This is a genomic window from Stappia sp. ABD4_338, assembly GCF_056312175.1.
On the sequence record NZ_CM149982.1, the window covers coordinates 2,014,273 to 2,035,988 of the forward strand.

Annotated in this window: 21 protein-coding genes and 1 tRNA gene; 7 read left to right on the forward strand and 15 right to left on the reverse strand. The window is 65.7% G+C overall.

Annotated features, from left to right (window positions below; all coding sequences use genetic code 11):
* The first annotated feature begins 205 nt into the window (after nucleotides 1-205).
* Nucleotides 206-844 carry a MarC family protein gene (locus ACYX4S_RS09300; RefSeq protein ID WP_476362702.1) on the forward strand — a complete coding sequence of 213 codons (639 nt, stop codon included), beginning with the start codon at nucleotides 206-208 and terminating at the stop codon, nucleotides 842-844.
* Between the two features lie 6 nt (nucleotides 845-850).
* Here the strand turns inward: ACYX4S_RS09300 and ACYX4S_RS09305 are convergent, their stop codons facing one another.
* From ACYX4S_RS09305 to ACYX4S_RS09315, 3 genes are read right to left on the reverse strand one after another with little or no spacing between them, the layout of a single operon-like run.
* Nucleotides 851-1,702 carry a GNAT family N-acetyltransferase gene (locus ACYX4S_RS09305; protein WP_476362703.1) on the reverse strand — a complete coding sequence of 284 codons (852 nt, stop codon included), beginning with the start codon at nucleotides 1,700-1,702 and terminating at the stop codon, nucleotides 851-853.
* Between the two features lie 47 nt (nucleotides 1,703-1,749).
* Complete coding sequence (locus tag ACYX4S_RS09310) at nucleotides 1,750-2,307, reverse strand: disulfide bond formation protein B (protein WP_476362704.1); 558 nt, start codon at nucleotides 2,305-2,307, stop codon at nucleotides 1,750-1,752.
* A gap of 8 nt (nucleotides 2,308-2,315) precedes the next feature.
* Nucleotides 2,316-2,474 (reverse strand): DUF5993 family protein, encoded by a 159-nt coding sequence (locus ACYX4S_RS09315; RefSeq protein ID WP_476362705.1) that lies wholly within the window; start codon nucleotides 2,472-2,474, stop codon nucleotides 2,316-2,318.
* A 159-nt stretch (nucleotides 2,475-2,633) separates the two neighbouring features.
* Between ACYX4S_RS09315 and ACYX4S_RS09320 the strand changes: the two genes are divergently transcribed.
* Nucleotides 2,634-3,599, forward strand: coding sequence for a cation diffusion facilitator family transporter (locus ACYX4S_RS09320; RefSeq protein ID WP_476362706.1), 966 nt, complete (start codon nucleotides 2,634-2,636; stop codon nucleotides 3,597-3,599).
* A 60-nt stretch (nucleotides 3,600-3,659) separates the two neighbouring features.
* Here ACYX4S_RS09320 and glmS read toward each other — a convergent pair whose 3' ends face one another.
* On the reverse strand, nucleotides 3,660-5,486 hold the full coding sequence (gene glmS, locus ACYX4S_RS09325; RefSeq protein ID WP_293723270.1) for a glutamine--fructose-6-phosphate transaminase (isomerizing): 1,827 nt from the start codon (nucleotides 5,484-5,486) through the stop codon (nucleotides 3,660-3,662).
* A 262-nt stretch (nucleotides 5,487-5,748) separates the two neighbouring features.
* On the opposite strand from glmS, the gene ACYX4S_RS09330 reads away from it, so the two are divergent.
* A complete protein-coding gene (locus tag ACYX4S_RS09330; protein WP_476362707.1) occupies nucleotides 5,749-6,924 on the forward strand; it encodes an SPOR domain-containing protein in 1,176 nt (391 codons plus the stop codon).
* 90 nt (nucleotides 6,925-7,014) lie between these two features.
* Entirely contained in the window at nucleotides 7,015-7,968 is a 954-nt protein-coding gene (locus ACYX4S_RS09335; protein ID WP_476362708.1) for a DMT family transporter, read from the forward strand.
* Nucleotides 7,969-8,040: 72 nt separating this feature from the next.
* On the opposite strand, the gene ACYX4S_RS09340 is transcribed toward ACYX4S_RS09335, so the two are convergent.
* The 8 genes from ACYX4S_RS09340 to ACYX4S_RS09375 all read right to left on the reverse strand — a co-directional run bounded on the left by ACYX4S_RS09340 (nucleotide 8,041) and on the right by ACYX4S_RS09375 (nucleotide 15,274).
* Nucleotides 8,041-8,709 carry a c-type cytochrome gene (locus ACYX4S_RS09340; RefSeq protein ID WP_476362709.1) on the reverse strand — a complete coding sequence of 223 codons (669 nt, stop codon included), beginning with the start codon at nucleotides 8,707-8,709 and terminating at the stop codon, nucleotides 8,041-8,043.
* A complete protein-coding gene (gene soxC, locus ACYX4S_RS09345; protein ID WP_422068659.1) occupies nucleotides 8,693-9,979 on the reverse strand; it encodes a sulfite dehydrogenase in 1,287 nt (428 codons plus the stop codon). Before soxC ends, ACYX4S_RS09340 begins: the two co-directional genes overlap by 17 nt.
* A gap of 83 nt (nucleotides 9,980-10,062) precedes the next feature.
* Nucleotides 10,063-11,757, reverse strand: a complete 1,695-nt coding sequence (gene soxB / locus ACYX4S_RS09350) for a thiosulfohydrolase SoxB (RefSeq protein WP_476362710.1) — start codon at nucleotides 11,755-11,757, stop codon at nucleotides 10,063-10,065.
* 193 nt (nucleotides 11,758-11,950) lie between these two features.
* Nucleotides 11,951-12,805 carry a sulfur oxidation c-type cytochrome SoxA gene (gene soxA / locus ACYX4S_RS09355; RefSeq protein ID WP_476362711.1) on the reverse strand — a complete coding sequence of 285 codons (855 nt, stop codon included), beginning with the start codon at nucleotides 12,803-12,805 and terminating at the stop codon, nucleotides 11,951-11,953.
* A gap of 157 nt (nucleotides 12,806-12,962) precedes the next feature.
* Complete coding sequence (gene soxZ, locus ACYX4S_RS09360) at nucleotides 12,963-13,289, reverse strand: thiosulfate oxidation carrier complex protein SoxZ (protein ID WP_293723255.1); 327 nt, start codon at nucleotides 13,287-13,289, stop codon at nucleotides 12,963-12,965.
* Between the two features lie 49 nt (nucleotides 13,290-13,338).
* Nucleotides 13,339-13,791 carry a thiosulfate oxidation carrier protein SoxY gene (soxY, locus tag ACYX4S_RS09365; RefSeq protein WP_293723469.1) on the reverse strand — a complete coding sequence of 151 codons (453 nt, stop codon included), beginning with the start codon at nucleotides 13,789-13,791 and terminating at the stop codon, nucleotides 13,339-13,341.
* A 46-nt stretch (nucleotides 13,792-13,837) separates the two neighbouring features.
* Nucleotides 13,838-14,293: a sulfur oxidation c-type cytochrome SoxX gene (soxX, locus tag ACYX4S_RS09370; protein ID WP_422068657.1), complete on the reverse strand. Its 456-nt coding sequence runs from the start codon at nucleotides 14,291-14,293 to the stop codon at nucleotides 13,838-13,840.
* 243 nt (nucleotides 14,294-14,536) lie between these two features.
* Entirely contained in the window at nucleotides 14,537-15,274 is a 738-nt protein-coding gene (locus ACYX4S_RS09375; RefSeq protein WP_293723251.1) for a cytochrome c biogenesis CcdA family protein, read from the reverse strand.
* A 261-nt stretch (nucleotides 15,275-15,535) separates the two neighbouring features.
* Between ACYX4S_RS09375 and ACYX4S_RS09380 the strand changes: the two genes are divergently transcribed.
* The 3 genes from ACYX4S_RS09380 to ACYX4S_RS09390 all read left to right on the forward strand — a co-directional run bounded on the left by ACYX4S_RS09380 (nucleotide 15,536) and on the right by ACYX4S_RS09390 (nucleotide 17,551).
* Nucleotides 15,536-15,943: a thioredoxin domain-containing protein gene (locus tag ACYX4S_RS09380; RefSeq protein ID WP_476362712.1), complete on the forward strand. Its 408-nt coding sequence runs from the start codon at nucleotides 15,536-15,538 to the stop codon at nucleotides 15,941-15,943.
* 92 nt (nucleotides 15,944-16,035) lie between these two features.
* Entirely contained in the window at nucleotides 16,036-16,368 is a 333-nt protein-coding gene (locus tag ACYX4S_RS09385; RefSeq protein WP_293723249.1) for an ArsR/SmtB family transcription factor, read from the forward strand.
* Between the two features lie 88 nt (nucleotides 16,369-16,456).
* Entirely contained in the window at nucleotides 16,457-17,551 is a 1,095-nt protein-coding gene (locus ACYX4S_RS09390; RefSeq protein WP_476362713.1) for a YeeE/YedE family protein, read from the forward strand.
* A 16-nt stretch (nucleotides 17,552-17,567) separates the two neighbouring features.
* Here the strand turns inward: ACYX4S_RS09390 and ACYX4S_RS09395 are convergent, their stop codons facing one another.
* The 3 genes from ACYX4S_RS09395 to ACYX4S_RS09405 all read right to left on the reverse strand — a co-directional run bounded on the left by ACYX4S_RS09395 (nucleotide 17,568) and on the right by ACYX4S_RS09405 (nucleotide 21,716).
* On the reverse strand, nucleotides 17,568-17,867 hold the full coding sequence (locus tag ACYX4S_RS09395; protein ID WP_293723245.1) for a hypothetical protein: 300 nt from the start codon (nucleotides 17,865-17,867) through the stop codon (nucleotides 17,568-17,570).
* A gap of 468 nt (nucleotides 17,868-18,335) precedes the next feature.
* Nucleotides 18,336-18,411, reverse strand: a tRNA-Lys gene (locus ACYX4S_RS09400).
* Nucleotides 18,412-18,524: 113 nt separating this feature from the next.
* Nucleotides 18,525-21,716: an efflux RND transporter permease subunit gene (locus ACYX4S_RS09405; RefSeq protein WP_476362714.1), complete on the reverse strand. Its 3,192-nt coding sequence runs from the start codon at nucleotides 21,714-21,716 to the stop codon at nucleotides 18,525-18,527.

Sequence of the window (21,716 nt, forward strand, 5' to 3'; positions counted from 1 at the left end):
TTGTTGCATTGCAGTGCTTCTTATATCCGATTCCGCTCGTGACGACAAATTCGGCACCCTTGCGGCGGAGCTTATTTCACTTTATTTATCAATGCGTTGAAACAGGATACGGATAAAGTTCCGCGACGCCGCGCGGCCGTGGCGCCAAGCGCGGCATTTTGCCTGCTATAAGGGCAGTCAGCCGAGTCGGAAGGAGGCGCACGCAATGCTGGCGGACTACCTCGTAAACGCCTTTGCCACGCTGTTCGTGACGATCGATCCCGTCGGCCTCGCGCCGATGTTTCTCGCCGTCACATCGGGGGCGACTCCGCGCACGAGACGGCTCATCGCGCTGCGCGCGACGCTGATCGGCGGGGCGATCCTGTTCCTGTTTCTCGTTGCGGGAAAAAGCGTGCTCGGCGTGCTCGGCATCTCCGTGCCGGCCTTCCAGATCGCGGGCGGGCTGCTGCTCCTGATGATTGCCGTGGAAATGGTCTTCGAGAAGCGCAACCAGCGCAAGTCGGAGACGGCGGAAAAGGCCGTCTCCCATCAGGAAGACCTGCATGACGTGGCCGTGTTCCCGCTGGCGATCCCGCTGATCTCCGGACCCGCCGCGATCAGCGCGGTCATTCTGACGTCTTCGCAGGCAACCGACACGGTGTCGATGATCGGCCTCGTGGGCGTCATCGCGGTCATCGTGGGCGCGTGCTTCGCCTCGTTTCTGCTCGCCGACAGGATCGAGCGGCTCATGGGCGATACGGCGGCCATGGTCATCACGCGGCTTCTCGGCGTGCTGCTCGCCGCACTTTCCGTCCAGTTCATCGCCGACGGCATCAGCGCCTTCATCGCCGCCGGCAGCGTCTGAGACCTTTCAGCCAAGCTCCAGCGTGGTGATGCCGAAGGTGCGCGCCAGGTTCAGGTCCGGCCGGTCGCCGCGGTACATGCGCACCGTCTCGAACTCGGGCGACAGTTCGTATTTTTCCGCCAGATCCAGTCCGGCCTCATTCGCGGCCGGCACGTCCAGGAAGATCATCTGGCCGCGCACCTCCCCGGCGAGCGCGCGAAACAGGGTCTCGGCGATCTCCGGCGTGTCGGCAAAGAGGGGGCCGACCTTGAAGCCTTCCCGGCATTGTCTGATCACGCCGTAGCCACGCAGCGTTCCCTCGTCCATGAACACGAAGCCGCGCCGCGAGGCGGCCATGGGAGTGCACCAGGCCTTGAGAAACGTCTCGCGCGGCGCCGGAACGAGGTCCCGGTCGTAAGCCAGAACGGACGGCATGACACCCTTGCCGAGGATCGCGACGCGCGGATCCATTGGCGGCTCGGCCATGGCGACCCCACCGTGGCGCAGGGTGTGGTAATCGCCGACGAAACCGGACTTCGCATAGCGCCCTTCCTGCGCCAGAACGGCGTCGAGACCGACGGTGCGGCCTTCGAGATACGCCATGGCCCGTTCCCAGATGACGGCGCCGTAACCCTTGCCGCGACAGTCGGGCCGGCAGATGAAGAAGCCGATAAACCCGTAGTCCTCGCCCGAGCGGACCGCCGAAATGCAGGCGACCGCCTCGCCGTCCCGCTCCGCGACCAGAAATCCGTCGGGATCGGCGGCGAGAAAGGCGCCCGCATCGTCCAGACCCGGGTTCCACCCTTCCTCGGCGGCCCATTCGAGGGCCAGCTCCAGATCGGACATGGCCATGCGGCGAACGAGGAGAGAGGACGGCATGAACGGTCTCCGGCTTGTTCGAAACGGTGGTGACGGAGGCCGTCCGCTCAGGACGCGGACGGCGTCAGCAGCTCATACGTTTGCGGATCGTCCGGGCAGGTGGCGAAACCGCACTCGAGCACGGTCGACATTGCGTTCGCTCCCGCCATGAGGATGACCAGCAGCACGGCGACCCGGCCAAGCGCGCCCCCGCCGGAAACCGCCTCGCCCGCCTCGTCGGGCGCCCGCAGGATCAGCATTGCCGCACAGGCGGCGATCGCCACGACAAAGACGACGAACGCCCAGGTGTAGAAGTGCAGCCCCAGGAACGGCGCGCCGAAGCCCGCGTCACCCGGCGCGATGTGAAGCAGGATCTGGCGCATGGCGAACCCCGCGCCCAGCAGTCCGGCCAGGATCGCGACACCGTAGTGGGAGGCCCTGGGCCCGCGTGCGACGGAGAGCACCGGTCCGATTGCCAGAAGCAGGAAGCCCGAACGCTGCAGCAGGCACAGCGGACAGGGAAGCTCCCCGTTTACGAGCTGATCGAAGAAGGCGACGCCAAGAACAACCGCAATGGCGAGAAGTGCGAGCGCGTTGAGGGTCGTCTCGAGCGAACGGGAGATCATGGCGGTCCTCACAGCGAAATCGGCAGGGCGTCGGTCGCGTGAAGCAGGTAGACAAGCACCGCGACCACGAAGGAAACAGCCGTGAGCAGGCCGGCGAACCGCGCCGAGCCGAAGGCCGCGACGACAAGCGTCAGGGTTATGAGGAAAAACAGGGCGGCGAGATACATCGACGTCTCCGGTCAGAATCGGTCACTTTCACGTGACCATACCCGATGCGAGAGCCCCAAACGAAAGAAAGCCCGTTCGGGCCAGCTTCTGTAAAATGACACGTACAATCGTCATGCTCCAGGGCGTGACCACGCCCATGCCCAGTCAGGAACAAAGCCATGGCCGCTTCCGGCTCGAAGAAAGTCATCTATGCCGCCCTTGCCGGCAACTTCCTCATCGCGGTCACCAAGTTCGTCGCGGCAGCCTGGACCGGCTCGTCGGCGATGATGTCGGAAGGCATTCACTCGCTGGTCGACACGGGCAACCAGGGTCTCTTGCTGCATGGCTTGAAGAAAGCGCGGCAACCCGCTGATGAAAAACACCCCTTTGGCTATGGCGTTGAGCTCTACTTCTGGTCCTTTGTCGTCGCCATCCTGATCTTCGCGGTTGGCTCCGGCATTTCCATCTACGAGGGCGTTCACAAGATCCTCGACCCGCATCCGATCGCCTCGCCCATTATCGCCTATGTGGTGCTGGCGCTGGCGATCGTGTTCGAGGCCGTGGCCTGGTGGATCGCCTTCAAGGAGTTCAACAAGGCGCGCGGCGGACGCAGTCTCTTTCGCGCGGTGCGTGACAGCAAGGACCCGGCGGTCTTCACCGTACTCTTCGAGGACACGGCCGCCATGGCCGGCCTGCTCGTCGCGCTCGCGGGGCTTCTGGGGGCCGAGTATCTCGCCATGCCCTGGCTCGATGGCGCGGCGTCGGTCGGCATCGGCATCATCCTGGCGGCGACGGCCATGTTCCTGGCCTTCGAGACCAAGAGCCTGCTCGTTGGCGAAGCGGCGGATCCGCAGGTGACGGAGACCGTGCGCGCCGTCGTGGAGGCGACGCCGACGGTGACCCGGCTCAACGAGATCCGCACGTTGCATCGCGGCCCCAACGACGTTCTCCTGGCCCTATCGGTCGACTTCGAGGACACGCTGACGGCCGGCAAGGTGGAAGAGGCGATCCACACGCTTGAGCTCGCGGTCAAGGCCCGCTTTCCGATCGTCACGCGGATCTTCATCGAGGTTCAGTCGGCACGCCACCACGACGAGATGGCGGCAGCGGAAATGGCGGCACGCAAGGCATCGCAGGAGAGCTGAAGCGCCGACGCCGGCGACACGAGGGGCGAACGGCCCCTCGTCGTCATGCCGCGATCACCGTCACTCCACGGTGACGGATTTCGCCAGATTGCGCGGCTGATCCACGTCCGTGCCCATGAAGACGGCCGTGTGGTAGGCCAGCAATTGCACGGGCAGCGCGAAGATGACCGGCGCCACGAAGTCCGGCACGTCGGGCAGCACGATGGTCTTCCATGTCGGGGCGCCGCACGCGCTTGCTCCCGCCTGATCCGTGATCAGGATGACCTTGCCGCCGCGCGCGGCAACCTCCTCCATGTTGGAAACGGTCTTCTCGAACACCGCGTCGAAGGGCGCGATGACCACGACCGGCACGTCCTCGTCGATGAGCGCGATGGGGCCGTGCTTGAGCTCGCCCGCCGCATACCCCTCGGCATGGATGTAGGAGATCTCCTTGAGCTTCAGGGCCCCTTCCAGCGCGAGCGGATAGTTGGTGCCGCGCCCGAGATACAGAACGTCACGCGCGCGCGAAAGCGGCTGCGCAAGCGCCTCGATGTCGCTCTCGCAAGCGAGCGCGTCGTTGATCATGGCCGGCAGGTCGCCCAGTTCGCGCACGAGACGCGCGGCGGCTTCAGCATCGAGATGGCCACGCTGCCGGCCCGCGTGGATCGCGAGAGCAGCCAGAACCGTCAACTGGCAGATGAAGGCCTTGGTCGAGGCCACGCCGATCTCCCGCCCGGCCAGCGTCGGGAACACGAGATCGGATTCCCGGGCGATGGTCGATTCCGGCACGTTGACGATGGAGGCGACCGTCACGCCCTCCCCCTTGCAATAGCGGAGCGAAGCGAGCGTGTCGGCCGTTTCGCCGGACTGGGAGATGAAAAGCGCCAGATCGCGGGGCGAAAGCGGCGCCTCGCGATAGCGGAACTCCGAGGCCACGTCGATGTCGACCGGCAGGCGGGCGACCTTCTCGAACCAGTATTTGGCGACGAGCCCCGCATAATAGGCCGTGCCGCAGGCGGACACGACCAGACGGTCGATCCGGGTGAAGTCGACCGTCGCGTCACCGTCGAAGACGGTCGTCATGGCGGACAGATCGAGGTAGCGCGACAGGGTATGGCCGGACACTTCCGCCTGTTCATGGATCTCCTTGGCCATGAAGTGGCGGTAGTTGCCCTTGTCCGCCGCACCGGCAACCGCCTGGGACGAGATCGTCGGGCGCTCGACAACCGTGCCCGAGGCATCGCGGATGGTGGCGCCCGCGCGGGTCAGGACGACCCGGTCGCCCTCCTCCAGATAGGTGATCTGGTCGGTGAACGGCGACAGGGCGATGGCGTCCGAGCCGAGATACATCTCGCCCTCGCCGTGACCGACGGCAAGCGGCGACCCGAGGCGCGCGCCGATCAGCAGGTCCGGCTGATCGTCGAAGAGGAAGGCGAGCGCGAAAGCGCCCTTCAGACGCGGCAGCACGGCGGCGACGGCGGCCTCCGGCGAGGCGCCCCCCGCGATCTCCTGCGAGACGAGTTGCGCGACGACTTCGGTGTCCGTGTCGCTGTCGAGCTTGACGCCCGCGTCCACCAGACCCGCGCGCAGGGAGAGATAGTTCTCGATGATGCCGTTGTGGACCACGGCCACGCCGGGCGCCGCATGAGGGTGCGCATTGGCCTCGGTCGCTGCGCCATGGGTCGCCCAGCGGGTGTGGCCGATGCCGGCCTCGCCCGCGAGCGGGGCACGCTCGAGCTTTTCCTGAAGGTTGCGCAGCTTGCCGGGCGCGCGGCGACGGGTGATCCGTCCATCGACGAGCGTGGCGACGCCAGCCGAATCATATCCGCGGTACTCGAGCCGCTTCAGGGCGTCCACGATCTGTCCCGCGACCGCGTTCTTCCCAAGAATGCCAACAATTCCGCACATGAAGGTCCGTCTCCGCTCGCTCGAACGCCAAAGTCCGATCCCGCCCCACCGGCGCCGACAGCCATACCGAAACCGCGACCCAGATGCACAATCACAACCTGTTTCATTTCATGACAGAGACTTGCAAACAAACCGCAAATGCCACGCCGCCCCGCTCGCCGAAAGTGAAGTGCTTGCCCGCATGGCAGCGGCAAGTTTAAGCCTTGTTAACCTTGTTCGGCGTTTTCTAGCACCATGGTTCCTCAGGCCCAGGATCGGTCGCGTGAAACGGCAAGCCAAAGTCCATAAGACGAAGCAGCCCGCCGGCCGTCGTGCCGATGCGGGCTGGGTCGCGTTGTGGGGTTCGGCGGCCGTTCTCTTCGCCATGGTGGGCGCCTCCTCGGTCTATTTCACCGAGGGCGGACGGGCTCCGCTTGCTGAAATGGCCAGCGAAGGCACACTTCTGCCGCCTCCGGGCAAGGTGAGCACCACCGCATCGATCGGAAAACGCACCGACGAGGACAGGACCGTTCAGATCTACCCTTCCAGCGGAGGCGTCGAGGCCGAACAGGCGCGCCGGCAGATGGAAGCCGAGCTGGACACGCTTCGCCGCGAAGTCGCCTCTCTGAGGCGCGGGTTGGCCATTCTCCAGGAGCAGCGCGAAATCGAGCGCGAGCGCAAGGACGGGGCCCGGGAAAAGCCGGCGCCCGATGCAAGCAACACGACGGTCAAAACTCCGCCCGTGACGGCAAAGCCGGACACGCAAGACCCGGACCGGGTCATGTCCGGGGCGCCCGCCGCCGAAAAGCGCGTTCCGCATGAGCAAGCCATTCCGCGCAAGCCCGCCGACACCGCGAAGGAAAGTACCTTCCGCGAGGAACTGGACCGTGCGATCCTGAAGGTTGCCGGCGCCCCCAGGCGGCCGGTGGAAACGGTCCCCGCTCCCGCCCCCTGGCGCAACAACGAGGCGGACAAGAAAGTCCAGGCCGCCGACGCCGCTCCCGCGTCCGGCCCGGTCGAGACCTCCGTGGCGAAGCAACCCGCGACGCCGGTGCGCATTGTCGCCCTTCCCTCCTCCGAAGCACCCGCAAGCGTCGCCTCGATCCCGCAAAAGGCCGTCCTGCGGAAGCCGAAAACGCTGCAGGTGACACGCGCCGCCGGCCATCTGGACGAAGACAGCGGCGGGCGGATCGCGCGGACGGACTTCGCGCTCGACCTCGGCCGCTTCGACAGCGAGACCGCCGCCGAGAAGACCTGGAAGGAGATCCGCGCGGCCCAGACGCTGCTGCCCACTTCCATTGCGCACAGCAAGCTTGTCGCGCCGGAGGGCAAGGTCCGCCTGCTGGCCGGGCCCTTCCACAATGCCGCCGACGCGGCCGCCGCCTGCGTGTACCTTGCCGCCGAGGCCGTGACCTGCGCGGCGGTTCCCTATCCAAGGGACCTTTCCGCCAGCCGGTAACCCGCACTCTTCCTGTCGGCGACAAAAAACGGTAGGGAACGGGAACCAATCCCTGCGGGCCGAACCGGTCACGCCAGTTTCCGGGACCTCATGATCGACTTCAAGGATCCGCGGCACAGGGCCTTCGCCCTGCTCCTCGTCATGCCGATGTTCTTTTCCTCCAATCTCGTGATCGGCCGTGCGGCGGCGACCACGGTGGAGCCCTGGACACTCGCCTTCCTGCGCTGGCTGCTCGCCTTCGTCATCCTGCTTCCCTTCGCGTGGCAGGGCATCCGCGATCACCGCGAGACGCTTCTGCGAGAGTGGAAGGTCATCGGTGTCATGGCGCTCTTCGGCATGTGGATCTGTGGCGCCGGCGTCTATTTCGCGCTGAAGTACACGACGGCCTCCAACGGCACGCTGATCTACACCTCGTCACCGGTCCTCATCCTGTTGCTGGAGTGGATCTTTCGCGGACGGCCCGTGGGCGGGCGCGAGGCGCTCGGCATCGTTCTCGCCGTGGTCGGTGTCGTGACCATCGTCGTCAAGGGATCTCTCGGCACGCTGCTGGGCCTGCGGCTCAATGCGGGCGACGTTCTGATCGCACTGGCGGCCCTCGCCTGGGCCGGGTACTCGGTGCTGCTCAAGCGCAAGGCCCTGGCGGACATTCCAACGCTGTCGCTCTTTGCAACGCTTGCGCTTGCCGGCGCGATCACGCTGTTGCCCTTCACCATCGTCGAGATCGCAGAAACAGGCCGTTTTCCCGCGAGCGGCGCCGCGTGGATGTCGATCTTCGGCCTGGCCGTGTCCGCCTCCGTGCTTGCGTTCTCGACCTTCCAGTACGGCATCAAGATCGTGGGGCCCGCAACCACGGGGCTGTTCATGTATCTCTTGCCGCCCTACGGCGTTCTGATGGCCGTCATCTTCCTTGGCGAGGACCTGAAGCTCTATCACGTCGCCGGATTCGTGCTGATCATGGCCGGCGTGATCCTGGCGACGGTGCCGCGCGCGCTGTTCGAGCGCGCCCGCGCGAAGGTTGCCGGCCTGCGCCGCGCGCGCGTCTGAAGGCCCTGGAAAACAAAACGCCGGCGAATTGCTCCGCCGGCGCAAGTCACGGGCATGATTTGAGAAGGCGCATCAATCGACGTTCATGCCCTCGGGGCCGTCTTCGCTGTCCGGGGTCACATCGATCACCCGCGCCCGCTTCGTGATCTTCACTTCCGTCTTGCAATCGCTCATGCAGACCTCATGCGGCCTGGCGATCGGCGATGCGTCCCGGTCATCGTCATAGAAGCCGTTCTCGTTCGGCATCCTGATCGAGGTGAAATTCTCCTTCGACAGTTCGAAGGCATCGTCCGTCACCACGTCGTTCATGTAGAGCAGGTAAGCGACGATGGCGTAGGTCTCGTCCGGCGAGAGGCTCTGCGCGTCGCCATAGGGCATGGCACGGTAGATGTAGTCGTAGACTGTCGACAGATACGGCCAGTAGGAGCCGATGGTCTTGACCGGATTGCCGCTTTTCAGCGTATCGCGCCCGCCGGCGAGAACCGGCCAGCGGTCGAGACCTTCCGCGAAGTCGCCGTGACAGGCCGCGCAGCGTTCGGCGAAGATCTCCTCGCCATCGCTCACCGTGCCGCGTCCCTCCGGCAGCCCCTGCCCGTCGGGACGCACGTCGATGTCCCAGCCGGCAATTTCCTCGCTGGTCGCCTTGGTGCCCAGGCCGAACTTGCCGGCCAGCGCCGGCCCGGCGAGCACGATGCCGGCGGAAACGGCCGCCGCCGCCAGGAGCTCAGGAAATCTCGACATTTTCAACGCTCCCGTTCGCCATCACATGCCAGGTCTGGATGCCGTTGTTGTGGTAGATCGAGTTGGTTCCGCGTACCGCGCGCAACTCGTCCTTCGTCGGCTGCACATAGCCCGTCTCGTCGTGGGCGCGCGACTGGAGCAGAAGCTCCGAGCCGTCCCAGTCGAACTCGAGATAGAAGCGGTGCAGCGCCTTGGGCAGGCTCGGCCCGTCGATACGCGCCTGATGCCAGTTGCGTCCGCCATCGAGCGTGACGTCGACCCGCGACACCCGCCCCTTGCCCGACCAGGCGAGGCCGGTCACCACCATGCGACCCTTGCCGTGGGTGATCGGCGCCTGCGGGCTCGGACTGGTGATGACGGACTTGCAGTCCATGACCCAGGTGAAGCGGCGCGCACGTCCGTCGGCGAGCAGGTCCGTGTACTTGGAGGTCTCCTCGCGCGCGTGCCAGGGCTCGTCGCCGACCTCGATGCGGCGCAGCCACTTGACCCACATGTTGCCTTCCCAGCCCGGTACCACGAGGCGGGCCGGATAGCCCTGCTCGGGCCGCAGCGCCTCGCCGTTCATCTTGAAGGCGACCATGCAGTCGTCAAGCGCCTTTTCGAGCGGGATCGAGCGGTTCATGCCCGACGCGTCTCCGCCTTCCGGCATGATCCACTTGGCGGAGGTCTTGAGCCCGGCTTCCTCGAGGATGTATTTCAGCGGAACGCCCGTATACATCACGCAATGGACCATGCCATGCGTGAACTGGCAGCCGTTGAGCTGCGCGCCGCGCCATTCCATGCCCGAGTTCGCGGCGCATTCCAGGAAGTAGATCCGGTTCTCGCGCGGGAAGCGCTTCAGGTCCTCCATGGTGAAGATCAAGGGCGTGTCGACCAGCCCGTTGATCATCAGCCGATAGTCGGTCGGATTGACGTCGGCCACGCCGCCATGATGACGCTCGAAGCAGAGCCCGTTCGGCGTGATGATGCCGTCCAGGTCCTGCAGCGGCGTGAAATTGACCGAGCTCTCGCGCGACGCCGTCAGCCATTCCACGTCGCGGCGCACCACATGTGCCTCGTGCTCGGAGGGAACGCCATAGGGGGCGGCATCGACACCGGGGCCGAGATACCGGCTCCAGTCGGCGACATTCGGCGGAAGATTGGCGGGATCGCCTTCGGCGCGCGCGAGCCCGCCCGTTGCGGCCAGCCCGCCCGCCGCGAGCCCCGCCTTCAACAGCAGGCGCCTCGACGGGTCGGCCGGGGTTTCACCTGGATTGCGCGATCTGGACATGTTCCACTCCGGCTTTCGCATTTCAAATTTTATGTTTCATATCTGTGAACATTAAGGGCGAACTCACCCCGCCCGAATGCCCCTCACATCCCCTTGACGGTCACCGACCTGTTGGGTGCGAGCCTCACGGTGTCCCGGCCCTTGAGGTGGTTTTCGACCACATCCCAGATCGCAGGACCTTCCGTCCCCTCGTTGACGCTGGCCCAGCCGGTCACGGTGTAGTTCCGTCCCGCCTCGATGGCGCTGCCGTCCCTGAGCAGCGTCATGTCCGAGATGCGGTTTCCGATTTCCTTCGTCGGGTCGATGGCGTAGCCCATGCCGCCGACGCGGACCATGTCGCCGCCCTGCTGGTAGTAGGGGTCGACGTTGAAGAGGTTGTCGGCGACGTCTTCCAGGATCTCGCGCAGCGTCGCTCCGGTCATCTCCATGCGATAGACCGCCGGATAGGTCATGGAGACCGCGTTGTGCAGGTCCTCCACCCTGATCGGTTCGCCGGAGGGAACGCTCGTGCCCCACCGGAAACCGGGCGAAAGCGCGATTTCGGCATCGCGCTGTTCGATGAGTGCCTCGCAGATGAGATCGTCGAAGGTGCCGTTGAAATTGCCACGCCGATAGAGCAGCGTCTCGGCGGTAGCAAGTTCGCGGGCGAGTTCGTCCGCATGGGGTGCGCGCACCTTCTCGACCAGCGCCGTCATGTCCGCATCCGGCTCGATCACGTCGGAAAAGATCGGGATCAGCCGGTAGCGATAGTCCTTCACCTCGCCGTCCCGCACATCGAGATCGAGACGGGAGAGGAACTTTCCGTTCGACCCGGACGCGATCAGCAGCGTCTTGCCGACCTTCACCGGCTCGGGCAGCGCGTCATGCGTGTGGCCCGTCAGGATGACGTCGATACCGTTCACCCGCCCGGCGAGCTTGCGGTCCACGTCGAACCCGTTGTGCGACAGGAGCACGACCACCTCGGCCCCCTCCTCGCGTGCCGCGTCGACATTGGCCTGAACGTCCTCCTCGCGGATGCCGAAAGACCAGGTCGGGATCATCCAGCGCGGGTTCGCGACCGGCGTGTAGGGAAAGGCCTGTCCGATGACCGCGATGCGCACGCCGCCGCGCTCGAAGATGCGGTAGGCCTCGAAAACCGCCTCGTCCCATTCCGTGTCGCGCACGTTGGCGCCGAGGAAGGGATAGGGCAGCGCATCGACGAGTTCGCGCACACGGTCGGCGCCGTAGGTGAACTCCCAGTGCCCCGTCATGGCGTCGGGTGCCAGCGCGTTCATGACCTCGATCATGTCGGCGCCACCGGTCTTGAGCGAGGTGTAGCTGCCCTGCCAGGTATCGCCACCGTCAAGGAACAGCGTGTTCGCCTCGCGGTCCGCGCGGATCGACTTGAGCACCGTGCTGATGCGGTCGGCGCCGCCCATCCTGCCATAGGTTCTTGCCAGCGCGTCGAAATCCGTGGAGGTCAGCGCGTAGGCCTCCGGCGAGCCGGGGTCCAGGTTGTAGAGCTTCAGGAAGTCCTGGCCCGTCACATGGGGAGGCAGGCCCGCGACCTCGCCGACACCCAGATTGGTTGAGGGCTCGCGAAACCACACCGGCATGAGCTGGGCATGAATATCGGTCAGGTGAACCAGCGTCACGTTGCCCAGCGGGCGAAAGCCCAGGATGTCGTCCTGGGTCAGCGCCTGGCGGGCGGCGAGCCTCGACCAGCGGCCGAACCCGGATCCGGCTGTCATGGCGCCGGTCGCGACCGCGGCCATCAGAAATTCGCGTCTTGAGATCATGGGCGTCGCCTGTTTCCCGACCCTTCATGGCATTCGTCACTGCCGGGCGGCTTCGCGCCCGGGCAGGCGCCGTGACCCGGCAAGGCTCCGCCGGGACGCTGCCCGGATCGCTCCGGTCGTCACGGGAGAACCGCTTGTGTGTGCGAGGCGGGCGCGGACGCCCGCCGTTTCGCGCGAGGGATCCGCGAGCGGATCAGTTGCGCACGGCCGGCGTTTCCACGGAAAGCCCCGTTCCGCGCCAGGCCAGATAGGTCTCCAGCGCCACGAGTTCATCCGAGCCCACGTCATAGGTCTCGGCGCGGGTGTCCTTGATGCAGCCCTTGAGGCGGCGGTGCAGGGACCCGAGCTTCTGCCACTTGAGGCGGTAGGTGGGGAAGCCGTTGGACTGCCCCTGGCTCAGGTGGTCGGCGCGGATGTAGTTGCCGTAATTGTCTTCGTGGCAGTTGGCGCAGGCGAGTTCCAACTGGCCCGTGCGGGTGTAGTAGAGTTCCTTGCCGTGCTCCCACCAGCTCTGCATGTCGCCGGCGGCGAGGCCGAGCTTCACCGGCATTCCGCGCGACTGCAGGCCAACGAAGGCGGTCATGCCGAGCATCTGGTCGGATTCCCACTTCCAGGCGTCGGCACCCATGCGGTCGGTGCGGCAGGCGTTGATGGTCTGCTCCAGCGTCAACGGCTTGCCTGCCGCCTCGCTCCATTTCGGCATCGCCGCGCGCACGCCCTTCATGCTCTCCGAGGCATCGCCGTGACAGCTCTCGCAGGACTTTCCGGCGCTTCCCTCTGGCGTCGACCAGAGGTCCTGGCCAAGCTCGACCATCAGGAACCCCGGATTGGTGAAGTCATCCAGTTCGAGTTCCTGGGTCTCCTCGGTCCGATAGACGAAGCCGGACGTGATCTCGTCGAGCGGATGCCCTTCGGGCGCCGGCGCGCGGGTGATGATCTTGACGCCGTCGATTTCCGGCATGTCGGCGTCCTCGGCCGCGACCTGCCCGATCGCCGCCAGGCAGGCGCCCGCGCATCCCGCCAGAATGATCCCCGGAAGTTTCCTCATGTGGCTGTCCCTCCAGCGCGAACCGTCGCGGTTCGTCATGTTTTTGCCGTCCCGCGCAGCGGTCAGCGGACCCGTTTCGCTCCGCCGCGCCGCGCGGCACATGCCCTGCGGTCCCGTCGCCTCGCGCTCCTCCACGCGGCGACGAAACGCGGCACGGTCACTCGACCTTGATCTCGGCGTCCTTGGTGTAGACGGAGCCGTCGTCGTCCACCCAGGTGAAGGTGAAGGTACCGGATTCCGGCACCCTGGCGCTGAACTCCATGTACGGATTGGCCGAGATCGCGGGGTCCAGGTCACAGGAGAACACGGTCTTGCCGTTGAACTCGCAGGTGAACTTGTTGATGATCTGGCGCGGGATCACGTTGCCGCTGGAATCCTTGCGCTGACCGGACTCCATCTTGTGCGAAATCAGGGTCTTGATCTGGATGACCTCGTCCTTCGACGCGGTCTTTGGCACCTTGACGCGGGGCTTCACGTTCGACATCTCACGCTCCTCGTGGCGTATGAAAGCGGATCGGGACGACGGGGCGGCCTCAGCCGCCGCAGCCGCCGATCGTGACCTTGACGGTCTTCTTGTCCATGTAGACCTTGCCGGTCGACGTCTTGGCGATGGCGATCACGTCCTGGGTCTTGGCGAGACGCATGCGCGTCGTGGCGTCGGCCGATCCGGACATGGGGCTGAAGTGGAAGGTCGCCACGCCCGGCGACGGATTGCCGGCGGCCAGAAGGATCACGTCGGTCACGTGGTCCTCCTCGCTCATGGGGCTCTCCACCGAGATACCCACGGGCACCGTATTGCCGTTCTCCGCGATCTCGGGCGCGGAAAGCGAGATGGTGCCGGCCTCCGGGGCCGTTCCGCCGGTAAACGCGTCGATCGCCGCCTGAACCTTGTCCTCGCTGGCAAGGGCGCCGGCGGGAAGCCCGGTCACGGTGAGCACGGCCGCTCCCGCCCCAAGGGCGAGCGCCTGGCGTCTGGTCAGATTCATCATGAGTTCCTCGCACTTGGCTTGCGAAGGGGCGCGGTGGGCCGCGTCAGTCCTTCAGCGTCATCAGGTAGGCGACGACGTCCTCGACCTGCTGGGCGGTCAGGATCGGCTTGCCCTCGAACTGCGTCGCGATGCGGACGAAGCCCGAATTCTTGTAGAAGGACGGCATGATCGTACCGTCGTAGACCTGCTTGGCGTTGACGATGAGCATCCTCAGCGTCGCCTCGTCCCAGCGGTCCGCCACCCCGTCCAGCGGCGGGCCGACCTCGCCGTGGAACGGCTGGTCCTCAAGATCCGAAACCATGTGGCAGGCCAGGCAGTTGCCGAGCTTGCGGTCGAACAGAACCTTGCGGCCTGCGGCCGGATCACCCGGCTGGCCGGTAAGCGATGCCGGGATCGTGCCGTCGACAATCTCGTAGGAAACCAGTTCCTCCGCGTTGGCCGCCGCAGCACCGATCATCAGCGCGCAAACGGCCGCCACGCCTCCCCGAATGAGGCTCATGGGCATGTTCCTTCCCTCTGCCGGCGAACCCGGACTTGTCATTCTGTCGCGACCGCTCTTGTGGCGGCTCGAGACAAAGGTAACAGGTCCCTTCCGGGCGATCAATTCACATATTCGATTTTGAGAATGCGTTCGCACTTGCGAAACAACACGCGCGCAAACAGGCGCTTTCCCTCAAGGTTTCAAACCCTTGGGGGAGCTTGTCGCACTGCGGCAGAGGAAGCGGACCGGCGAAAAAGCGCCTTAGCCAATGGTCGAAAGGACGGGGAAGGTCTCGAGAAGCCAGAACGAAAGCCGGGCCATCTGACCCGTCATGAAGGCGATTCCGGTCAGGATCATGAGCACGCCCATGGCCTTTTCGACGAGGCCCATGTGACGGCGAAAGCGGATCATGAAGCGCATGAACGGGCCGGCGAAGAGGCTGGCCGCGAGAAACGGGATCCCGATGCCGAGCGCATAGGCGGCGAGCAGCACCGCGCCGCCCAGAACCGTCTCCTCGCTGCCAGCGACGAAGAGGATCGAGGCCAGGATCGGACCGACGCAGGGCGTCCACCCGAAAGCAAAGGCAAGGCCGATGACATAGGCGCCGACCAGGCCGGCGGGCTTGCGCTCAACGTGGACACGCGCCTCGCGGTAAAACAGGGAGATCCGGAACACGCCCAGAAAATGCAGTCCCATCAGGATGATGGCCACGCCCGCGACATATCCGAGAATGTCGAGATGGCGGGTAACGAACTGACCGATGAAGGAGGCGCTGGCCCCGAGCGCGACGAAGACGGTCGAGAACCCGAGCACGAAGGCAAGCGAGGCGAAGAAGATGCGGCGTGGATCGGCCTTCTTTTCGCCCTCCCCGGTCAGCTCGTCGAGGGAGACACCGGCAAGGAAGCCGAGATAGGGCGGCACCAGCGGCAGCACGCAGGGCGAGACGAAGGACAGCAGACCGGCCAGAAAAGCGCCGGCAACCGTGACATCTCCAAGCATGGATGAACTCCCTGAACGCGCGCCCTGAGGACGGTCGATGCGGCCGGCGGCGTGGAATCACGGGCGGCGACAAGATTGCAAGTGCCGGCGTCCGGCGGCTGGACACCCTTCCTGCCTCACATGACACGACACGTCCATGCCGCAAGGCGCACCCGCACGACAATGTGACAGCCTGTCACCCCGTCACATTCTGGCATTCGCATATGAACCTGCTATTGTCGCGCTGACAAGGGCCGAACCACCGCCAACGGACTCATCGACGTGCAACTCTCGCGCAAAATTTTCGCATTTTTGTTCGGATTTCTTTCCGTATTGAGTCACGGCTTCCCGGCCGCCGCGCTCGAGCTGGTGATGTTCGAGCGCGAGGGGTGTTCCTGGTGCGAACGCTGGAACGCAGAAATCGGCGGCATTTATCCCCGCACCGACGAGGGCCGCGCCGCGCCGCTTCGTCGCGTCGACATCCTCGCGCCTGTCCCCGACGATCTGGCCTGGATGACGGTGGAACGATTCACGCCGAGCTTCGCCCTGGTTCACGACGGTGTCGAATACGGACGCATCCGGGGATATCCGGGCAAGGACTTCTTCTGGGGCCTTCTGGGCGAGATGCTCGAAAACGCGCGCACGCAGGTGCCGGACACGACGAAGGCCCCGTCCACCCCGGCGGGATGACGGCATGGCGCTGCCTCCCCGGCGCCGGGCCCCGTTCCCAGGACCAAACGAATGCCGGCGGACGCAGCCGGCCAGATGACATGGAGACACACTTGGCACTTCCGCGGGTTGCCGACATCGAGTGCGGATCGGACATCGACAAGATCATCGACAACGCCAGGACGGCGAGCGACTTTCTCAAGGCGATCGCCCACGAAAGCCGCCTTCTGATCCTTTGCATCCTGGCCGAGGGCGAAAAGTCCGTGACCGAGTTGGAGACCCTGCTGGCCCTGCGCCAGCCGACCGTCTCCCAGCAGCTTGCGCGCCTGCGCATGGACAAGCTCGTGACCACGCGCCGCGAGGGCAAGACGGTCTACTACAGCCTGGCGAACGAGGACGCACGCAAGGTCATCGAGGTCGTCTACAGCGTGTTCTGCAAGGAGTAGCCGGCCGCGACAGTGCCCCGCCGGGAGGCGATCGGCGCGGCACGAGACCGGAAAGCGGACGGTCCACACCCTGGGAGGAGGCAGGACCATGGAACTTTCAACCGGCGCCTTGCTGGCCCTGGCCGGCTTCGGTGGCGGCGCGGTGCTCGGTGTCGCCGCGCGGGTCGGGCGCTTCTGCGCCATGGGCGCGCTCGAGGACTGGTTTCTCGGCGGTGACACGAGACGCCTGCGCGCCTGGGCGCTGGCCATCGCCGTCGCCATGGCGGCAACGCAGGTGCTTGCCCACGCCGGACTGATCGACCTGTCTCGCTCGGTCTACCTCGGCCACGCCATTCCGTGGTCCGGGGCCGTCGTCGGCGGGCTGATGTTCGGCCTCGGCATGGCGCTTGTCGGAACCTGCGGGTTCGGAACGCTGGCGCGCATCGGCGGTGGCGACCTGCGCGCGGTCGTGACCTTCCTCGTCATGGGCGTCTCGGCCTACATGGCAATGGGCGGCATTACCGGACTGCTGCGCCGTGTCGTGTTCGAGCCGCGCGGCGCGACGGCACAGCCCGCCCCGTCCCTGGACGCGCTCGTCGACAGGGTGGCGGGGCTCGACACGGGCGCCCTGCCCGGCCTCGCCGTTGCCGTCGTTCTCGGCGGCTGGGCGCTCGGTGGCGGAAGCTTTCGTCAGGCCCCGCGCCTGATCTGGAGCGGGGGGGCCGTCGGTCTCGCGATCGCCGCCGGATGGCTCGTCACGGCGCGGCTCGGCGCCGATCCCTTCGCGCCCCAGCGACTGGAATCCTTCACCTTCGTGCGACCGCTCGGCGATGCCATCGTCTACCTGATGACGTTTTCCGGCGCGGCCATCACCTTCGGAATCGGCTCAGTGTTCGGCGTGATCGCGGGCGCCTTCGCCGGGGCGCGCCTGAAACGGGAGTTTCGCTGGGAAGCCTGCGACGACGTGCGCGAGCTTCGCCGGCATCTCATCGGAGCCTTCCTGATGGGCACCGGCGGAATCCTGGCCTACGGCTGCACGGTGGGCCAGGGCCTCAGCGCCGCATCGACGCTTTCACTCACGGCTCCCGTGACGATCATGGCGATCGCGCTGGGAAGCCGGATCGGAATTGCGTGGCTGGTCGAAGGCGATCTTCGCGGCGTGTTCGCGCGCGTGCGCCTGGCGTTCGGGCGACAGGACCCCTGAGGGGTGCGGGCCCGGGTTACTCCGGCCCGCGACCGCCCTGGATGACCTCAAGGAAATTGCGGCGCAGCTCCGCCTCGTCCTGCCCGTCGCGAAGGCCCTGGCGCCACTGGTCGATCACCAGTCTCAGCGCCAGCGTCTGCCGGGTGTGGGGAAGCTGGCTGAGATAGTCGGTGAAATAGGCGTCGAGCGCATGGCGGTCGAGCGCGCCTTGCGCGATAAGGCCGTGAATCAGCGTCATCGTGGCCGCGATATGTCCCTTGAGGAACTCGAATTCGGCCGCGCCCGGGGTGTGTCCGTCTGATCCGTCGTGTGACATCGGCGGCTCCAATCCAGCCTTCTAAGGCCGACACGATGCTTTCACGCATCGCGACGACCTGTCCATGATCCGTCTGTCCACCCCGCCGCCGCCGGCGGTCCCCGATGCTTGCGAACGGGCCGGTTCTCCGGCATCCGGCGGGACAACGATCTCTCGTCAGGCCCGGCATTGCAAGCATGTCGGGTGTTCGCTCACCCGATTCACCCAAGTATTGCACGCCGGGGCAACCAAAACGTTAATACGTTCGGCGCCCGATTGCGACCACACAGTGCGGAAACATTTTCGGAAATATGATTTGCGACCTTTTCCGGCGCGAGCAGGTCGGCACCTTCGATGTGTCGCGCAGGGGCGGAGCGAACACCGTCGTCGCAAGCTGGAAGAAGACAAGCAACCGGCGGAACATGCCGTGCCGCACGCCGAAATCGTGGCGCGTGTTCAGGATCATCGAAAAGGCAGAGAGAGAAAAGTTGGTGAGCCCGCAGGGGTTCGAACCCTGGACCTACTGATTAAAAGTCAGTTGCTCTACCAGCTGAGCTACAGGCTCCCAACGCGCATCCCTGTAACAACGGGGGCGCATGAAGACAAGCGGTTATTGCCCCGCGTTCACAGAAGTCGGGCGGCACGCAAGCGCCGCCCGATCCGGTTTGCTCGATCGGGTCACGCCGGACGGGCGCTTCCCTCGTCATGGTCCGGCCCGCCGTCGGGTCCTTCCGGCGTCTCGCCCGGCGCGTCGATGCCCTTGTAGACACCCTTCACCCGCTCGCGCAGCGACTGCATCACCACATAGAGCACAGGCACGAAGACGACGCCGAAGGCGGTGGCGAAGGCCATGCCGCCGAAGACCGCGAAGCCGATCGCCTGCTGGCTGGCCGCGCCCGCGCCCGAGGCGGTGAGCAGCGGCACGACACCGAGCAGGAAGGCCAGCGCGGTCATCATCACGGCGCGGAAACGCAGGTGGGCCGCCTGGCGCGCCGCCTCGCGGATCGACCGTCCGGCCGCCCTCTCCTCCATGGCGAACTCGACGATCAGGATCGCGTTCTTCGCACCCAGGCCGACCAGCATGATCATGCCGATCTGGGTGTAGAGGTTGACGTCCCGCCCGGTCACCAGCACCGCGACGAAGGCGCCGAGCAGCGCGATCGTCACCGTGAGCAGAATGGCCACGGGCATCGACCAGCTCTCGTACTGGGCGACCAGGAAGAGATAGGCGAAGAGGATCGAGAACATGAGGACCAGCACCACGACGGCGCCCGCGCCCTGCTGCTGCAGCGCCGTTCCCGTCCACTCGAAGGTGTAGCCCGAGGGAAGAGCCTCCTCGGCCGTCTGAGCCATGCCCACCATCAAGGTGCCGGTGGATGCGCCGGCCGCCGGAGAGGCATTCACCGACGCCGAGCGGAACATGTTGTACCGGTTCAGGATCTGCGGACCGAGGACGTTCTCCACCTGGACCAGCGAGCGCAGCGGGACCATGTCTCCGGAGCCCGAGCGTACATAGAGACGCCCGATGTCGTCGGCCCGGTCGCGATAGGCGCCCTCGGCCTGGATCATGACCTTGTACACACGGCCGAAGATGTTGAAGTCGTTGACGTAGTAAGACCCGAGATAGGCCTGCAGCGTGGCGAAGACATCGCTGATGCCAACATCGAGAAGCTTGGCCCGCGAGCGGTCGAGATCGACGAAGAGCTGCGGCACGTTCGCCCGGAAGGTCGAATAGGCCTGGGCCACCGAGGGAAGCTGGTTCGAGGAATAGACCATGGAACCGATCGCCGAGGCGAGATCCTGCGGCGAGCCGCCGCCGGTCTGCTGAACCTTCATCTCCACGCCGGCCGTGGTCCCGAGACCGGGAATGGGCGGCGCGTTGAAGGCGATGATGCTGGCGCCCGGGATCGTGGCGAACTCCTGCCAGAGCTCGGCGAGAATCGCGTCGGCGCTCAACGAGGGTTTCTCGCGCTTCGACCAGTTGGTGAGCTTGACGATGACCAGCGCGGAATTGGTCGCCAGTCCGGAATTGAGGATCGAGAAGCCGTTCACCGTGATGACGTGCTCGATGCCGTCGATGTCCTTGAGGCGGTCTTCCATGTCCGTGGTGATCACCGACGTACGCGGCAGCGCGGCGCCGTCGGGAAGCTGCACGTCGACCATCAGGTAGCCCTGGTCCTCGAGCGGCAGGAAGCCCTTGGGCAGCTTGCCGTCCAGAAGAACGATGCCGCCGATCGCCAGAAGCACGGCCAGGACGCCGACGTAGGCACGCGGAAGCAGGCGCGACACGACGCCGACATAGGCGTTCCGGGCGCCGCTGACGCCCTTCTCGAACAGCGCGAAGATGCCCTTCGGCTCTTCCTCGTGCGCCTTGAGAATGAGGCCGCACAGGGCCGGCGACAGTGTCAGCGCGTTGATGGAGGAAATGAGCACCGACACCGAGATGGTGATGGCGAACTGGGAGTAGAGACGCCCGGTGATGCCTGGCATGAAGATCGTCGGCACGAAGACCGCGAGCAGGACGAGCGTCGTGGCGATCACCGGCGCGGTGATCTGCGTCATGGCCTTCACCGCCGCTTCCTTGGGCGGCAGGCCCTCGTCGTGAATGAGGCGCTCGACGTTCTCCACCACGATGATCGCGTCATCGACGACGATGCCGATGGCCAGCACCAGAGCGAAAAGGCTGATGGTGTTGAGCGACATGCCGGCGGCGAGAAGAATCGCGAAGGTGCCGATCAGCGACACGGGAATCGCGATGGTGGGAACGATCGTCGCGCGCCAGTTTCCGAGGAACACGAAGACCACCGCGACCACGAGGCCGAAGGTGATCATGAGGGTCGTCACCACGTCGTCGAGCGAGCGCTCCACGAATTCGGTCGTGTCGAAGGGCACGTCATAGGCCATGTCCTTCGGGAAGGCGGAGGCCAGTTCGTCGAGGCGCTTGCGAACGCCCTCGGCGACGGCAAGCGCGTTGGCTCCCGGCGCCTGGTAGACGGCGATCACCGTCGCGGGCTGGCTGTCGTAGCGGCCGTTCGCCGAATAGAACTGGGACCCCAGCTCGACGCGGGCCACGTCACCGATGCGCACAAGGGCGCCGTCGGCACCAGTGCGCAGAATGATGCTCTCGAACTCCTCCTTGGTCGACAGGCGCCCCTTGGCCTTGACCGTGTACTGGAACTGCTGACCCTCGGGCACGGGCGGCGCGCCGATCTGGCCGGCGGCGACCTGGATGTTCTGGTCGCGCACGGCGGAAATGAAGTCGGACGGCGCCATGCCGAGGCTCGACAGGCGGTCGGGATCGAGCCAGATCCGCATGCCGTACGAGAAGTCGGTGAGAACGTCCGCCTTGCCGACGCCGGGAACGCGGGCCAGCGCGTCCTTCAGGTTGATCGAGGCGTAGTTCGACAGGAACAGTTCGTCGTAGGTCTTGTTCGGCGAGTAGAGCGTGACGACCAGCAGCATGTTGGTCGAGGACTTCTGCACCGTGACGCCGTTCTGCGTCACCTCGCTGGGCAACATGCTGGTGGCCTGGGCCACGCGGTTCTGCACGTTGACGGTGGCGATGTCCGGATCGGTGCCGACGGCGAAGGTGACGTTGAGCGAATAGCTGCCGTTGTCGGTGCTGTTCGACTCCATGTAGATCATGTCGTCGACGCCGTTCACCTGCCCCTCGATGGGGGCCGCGACCGTGCTCTCGACCACGTCGGCGCTGGCGCCGGTGTAGGTGGCGGAGACGTTCACCACCGGCGGCGTGATGTTCGGGAACTGCTCGACGGGCAGCGTGGCGTAGCCGATCAGGCCCGCGATCGTGATGACGATCGAGATGACGAGGGCGAATTTCGGCCTGTAGATGAAGGTGCGCGAGAACAT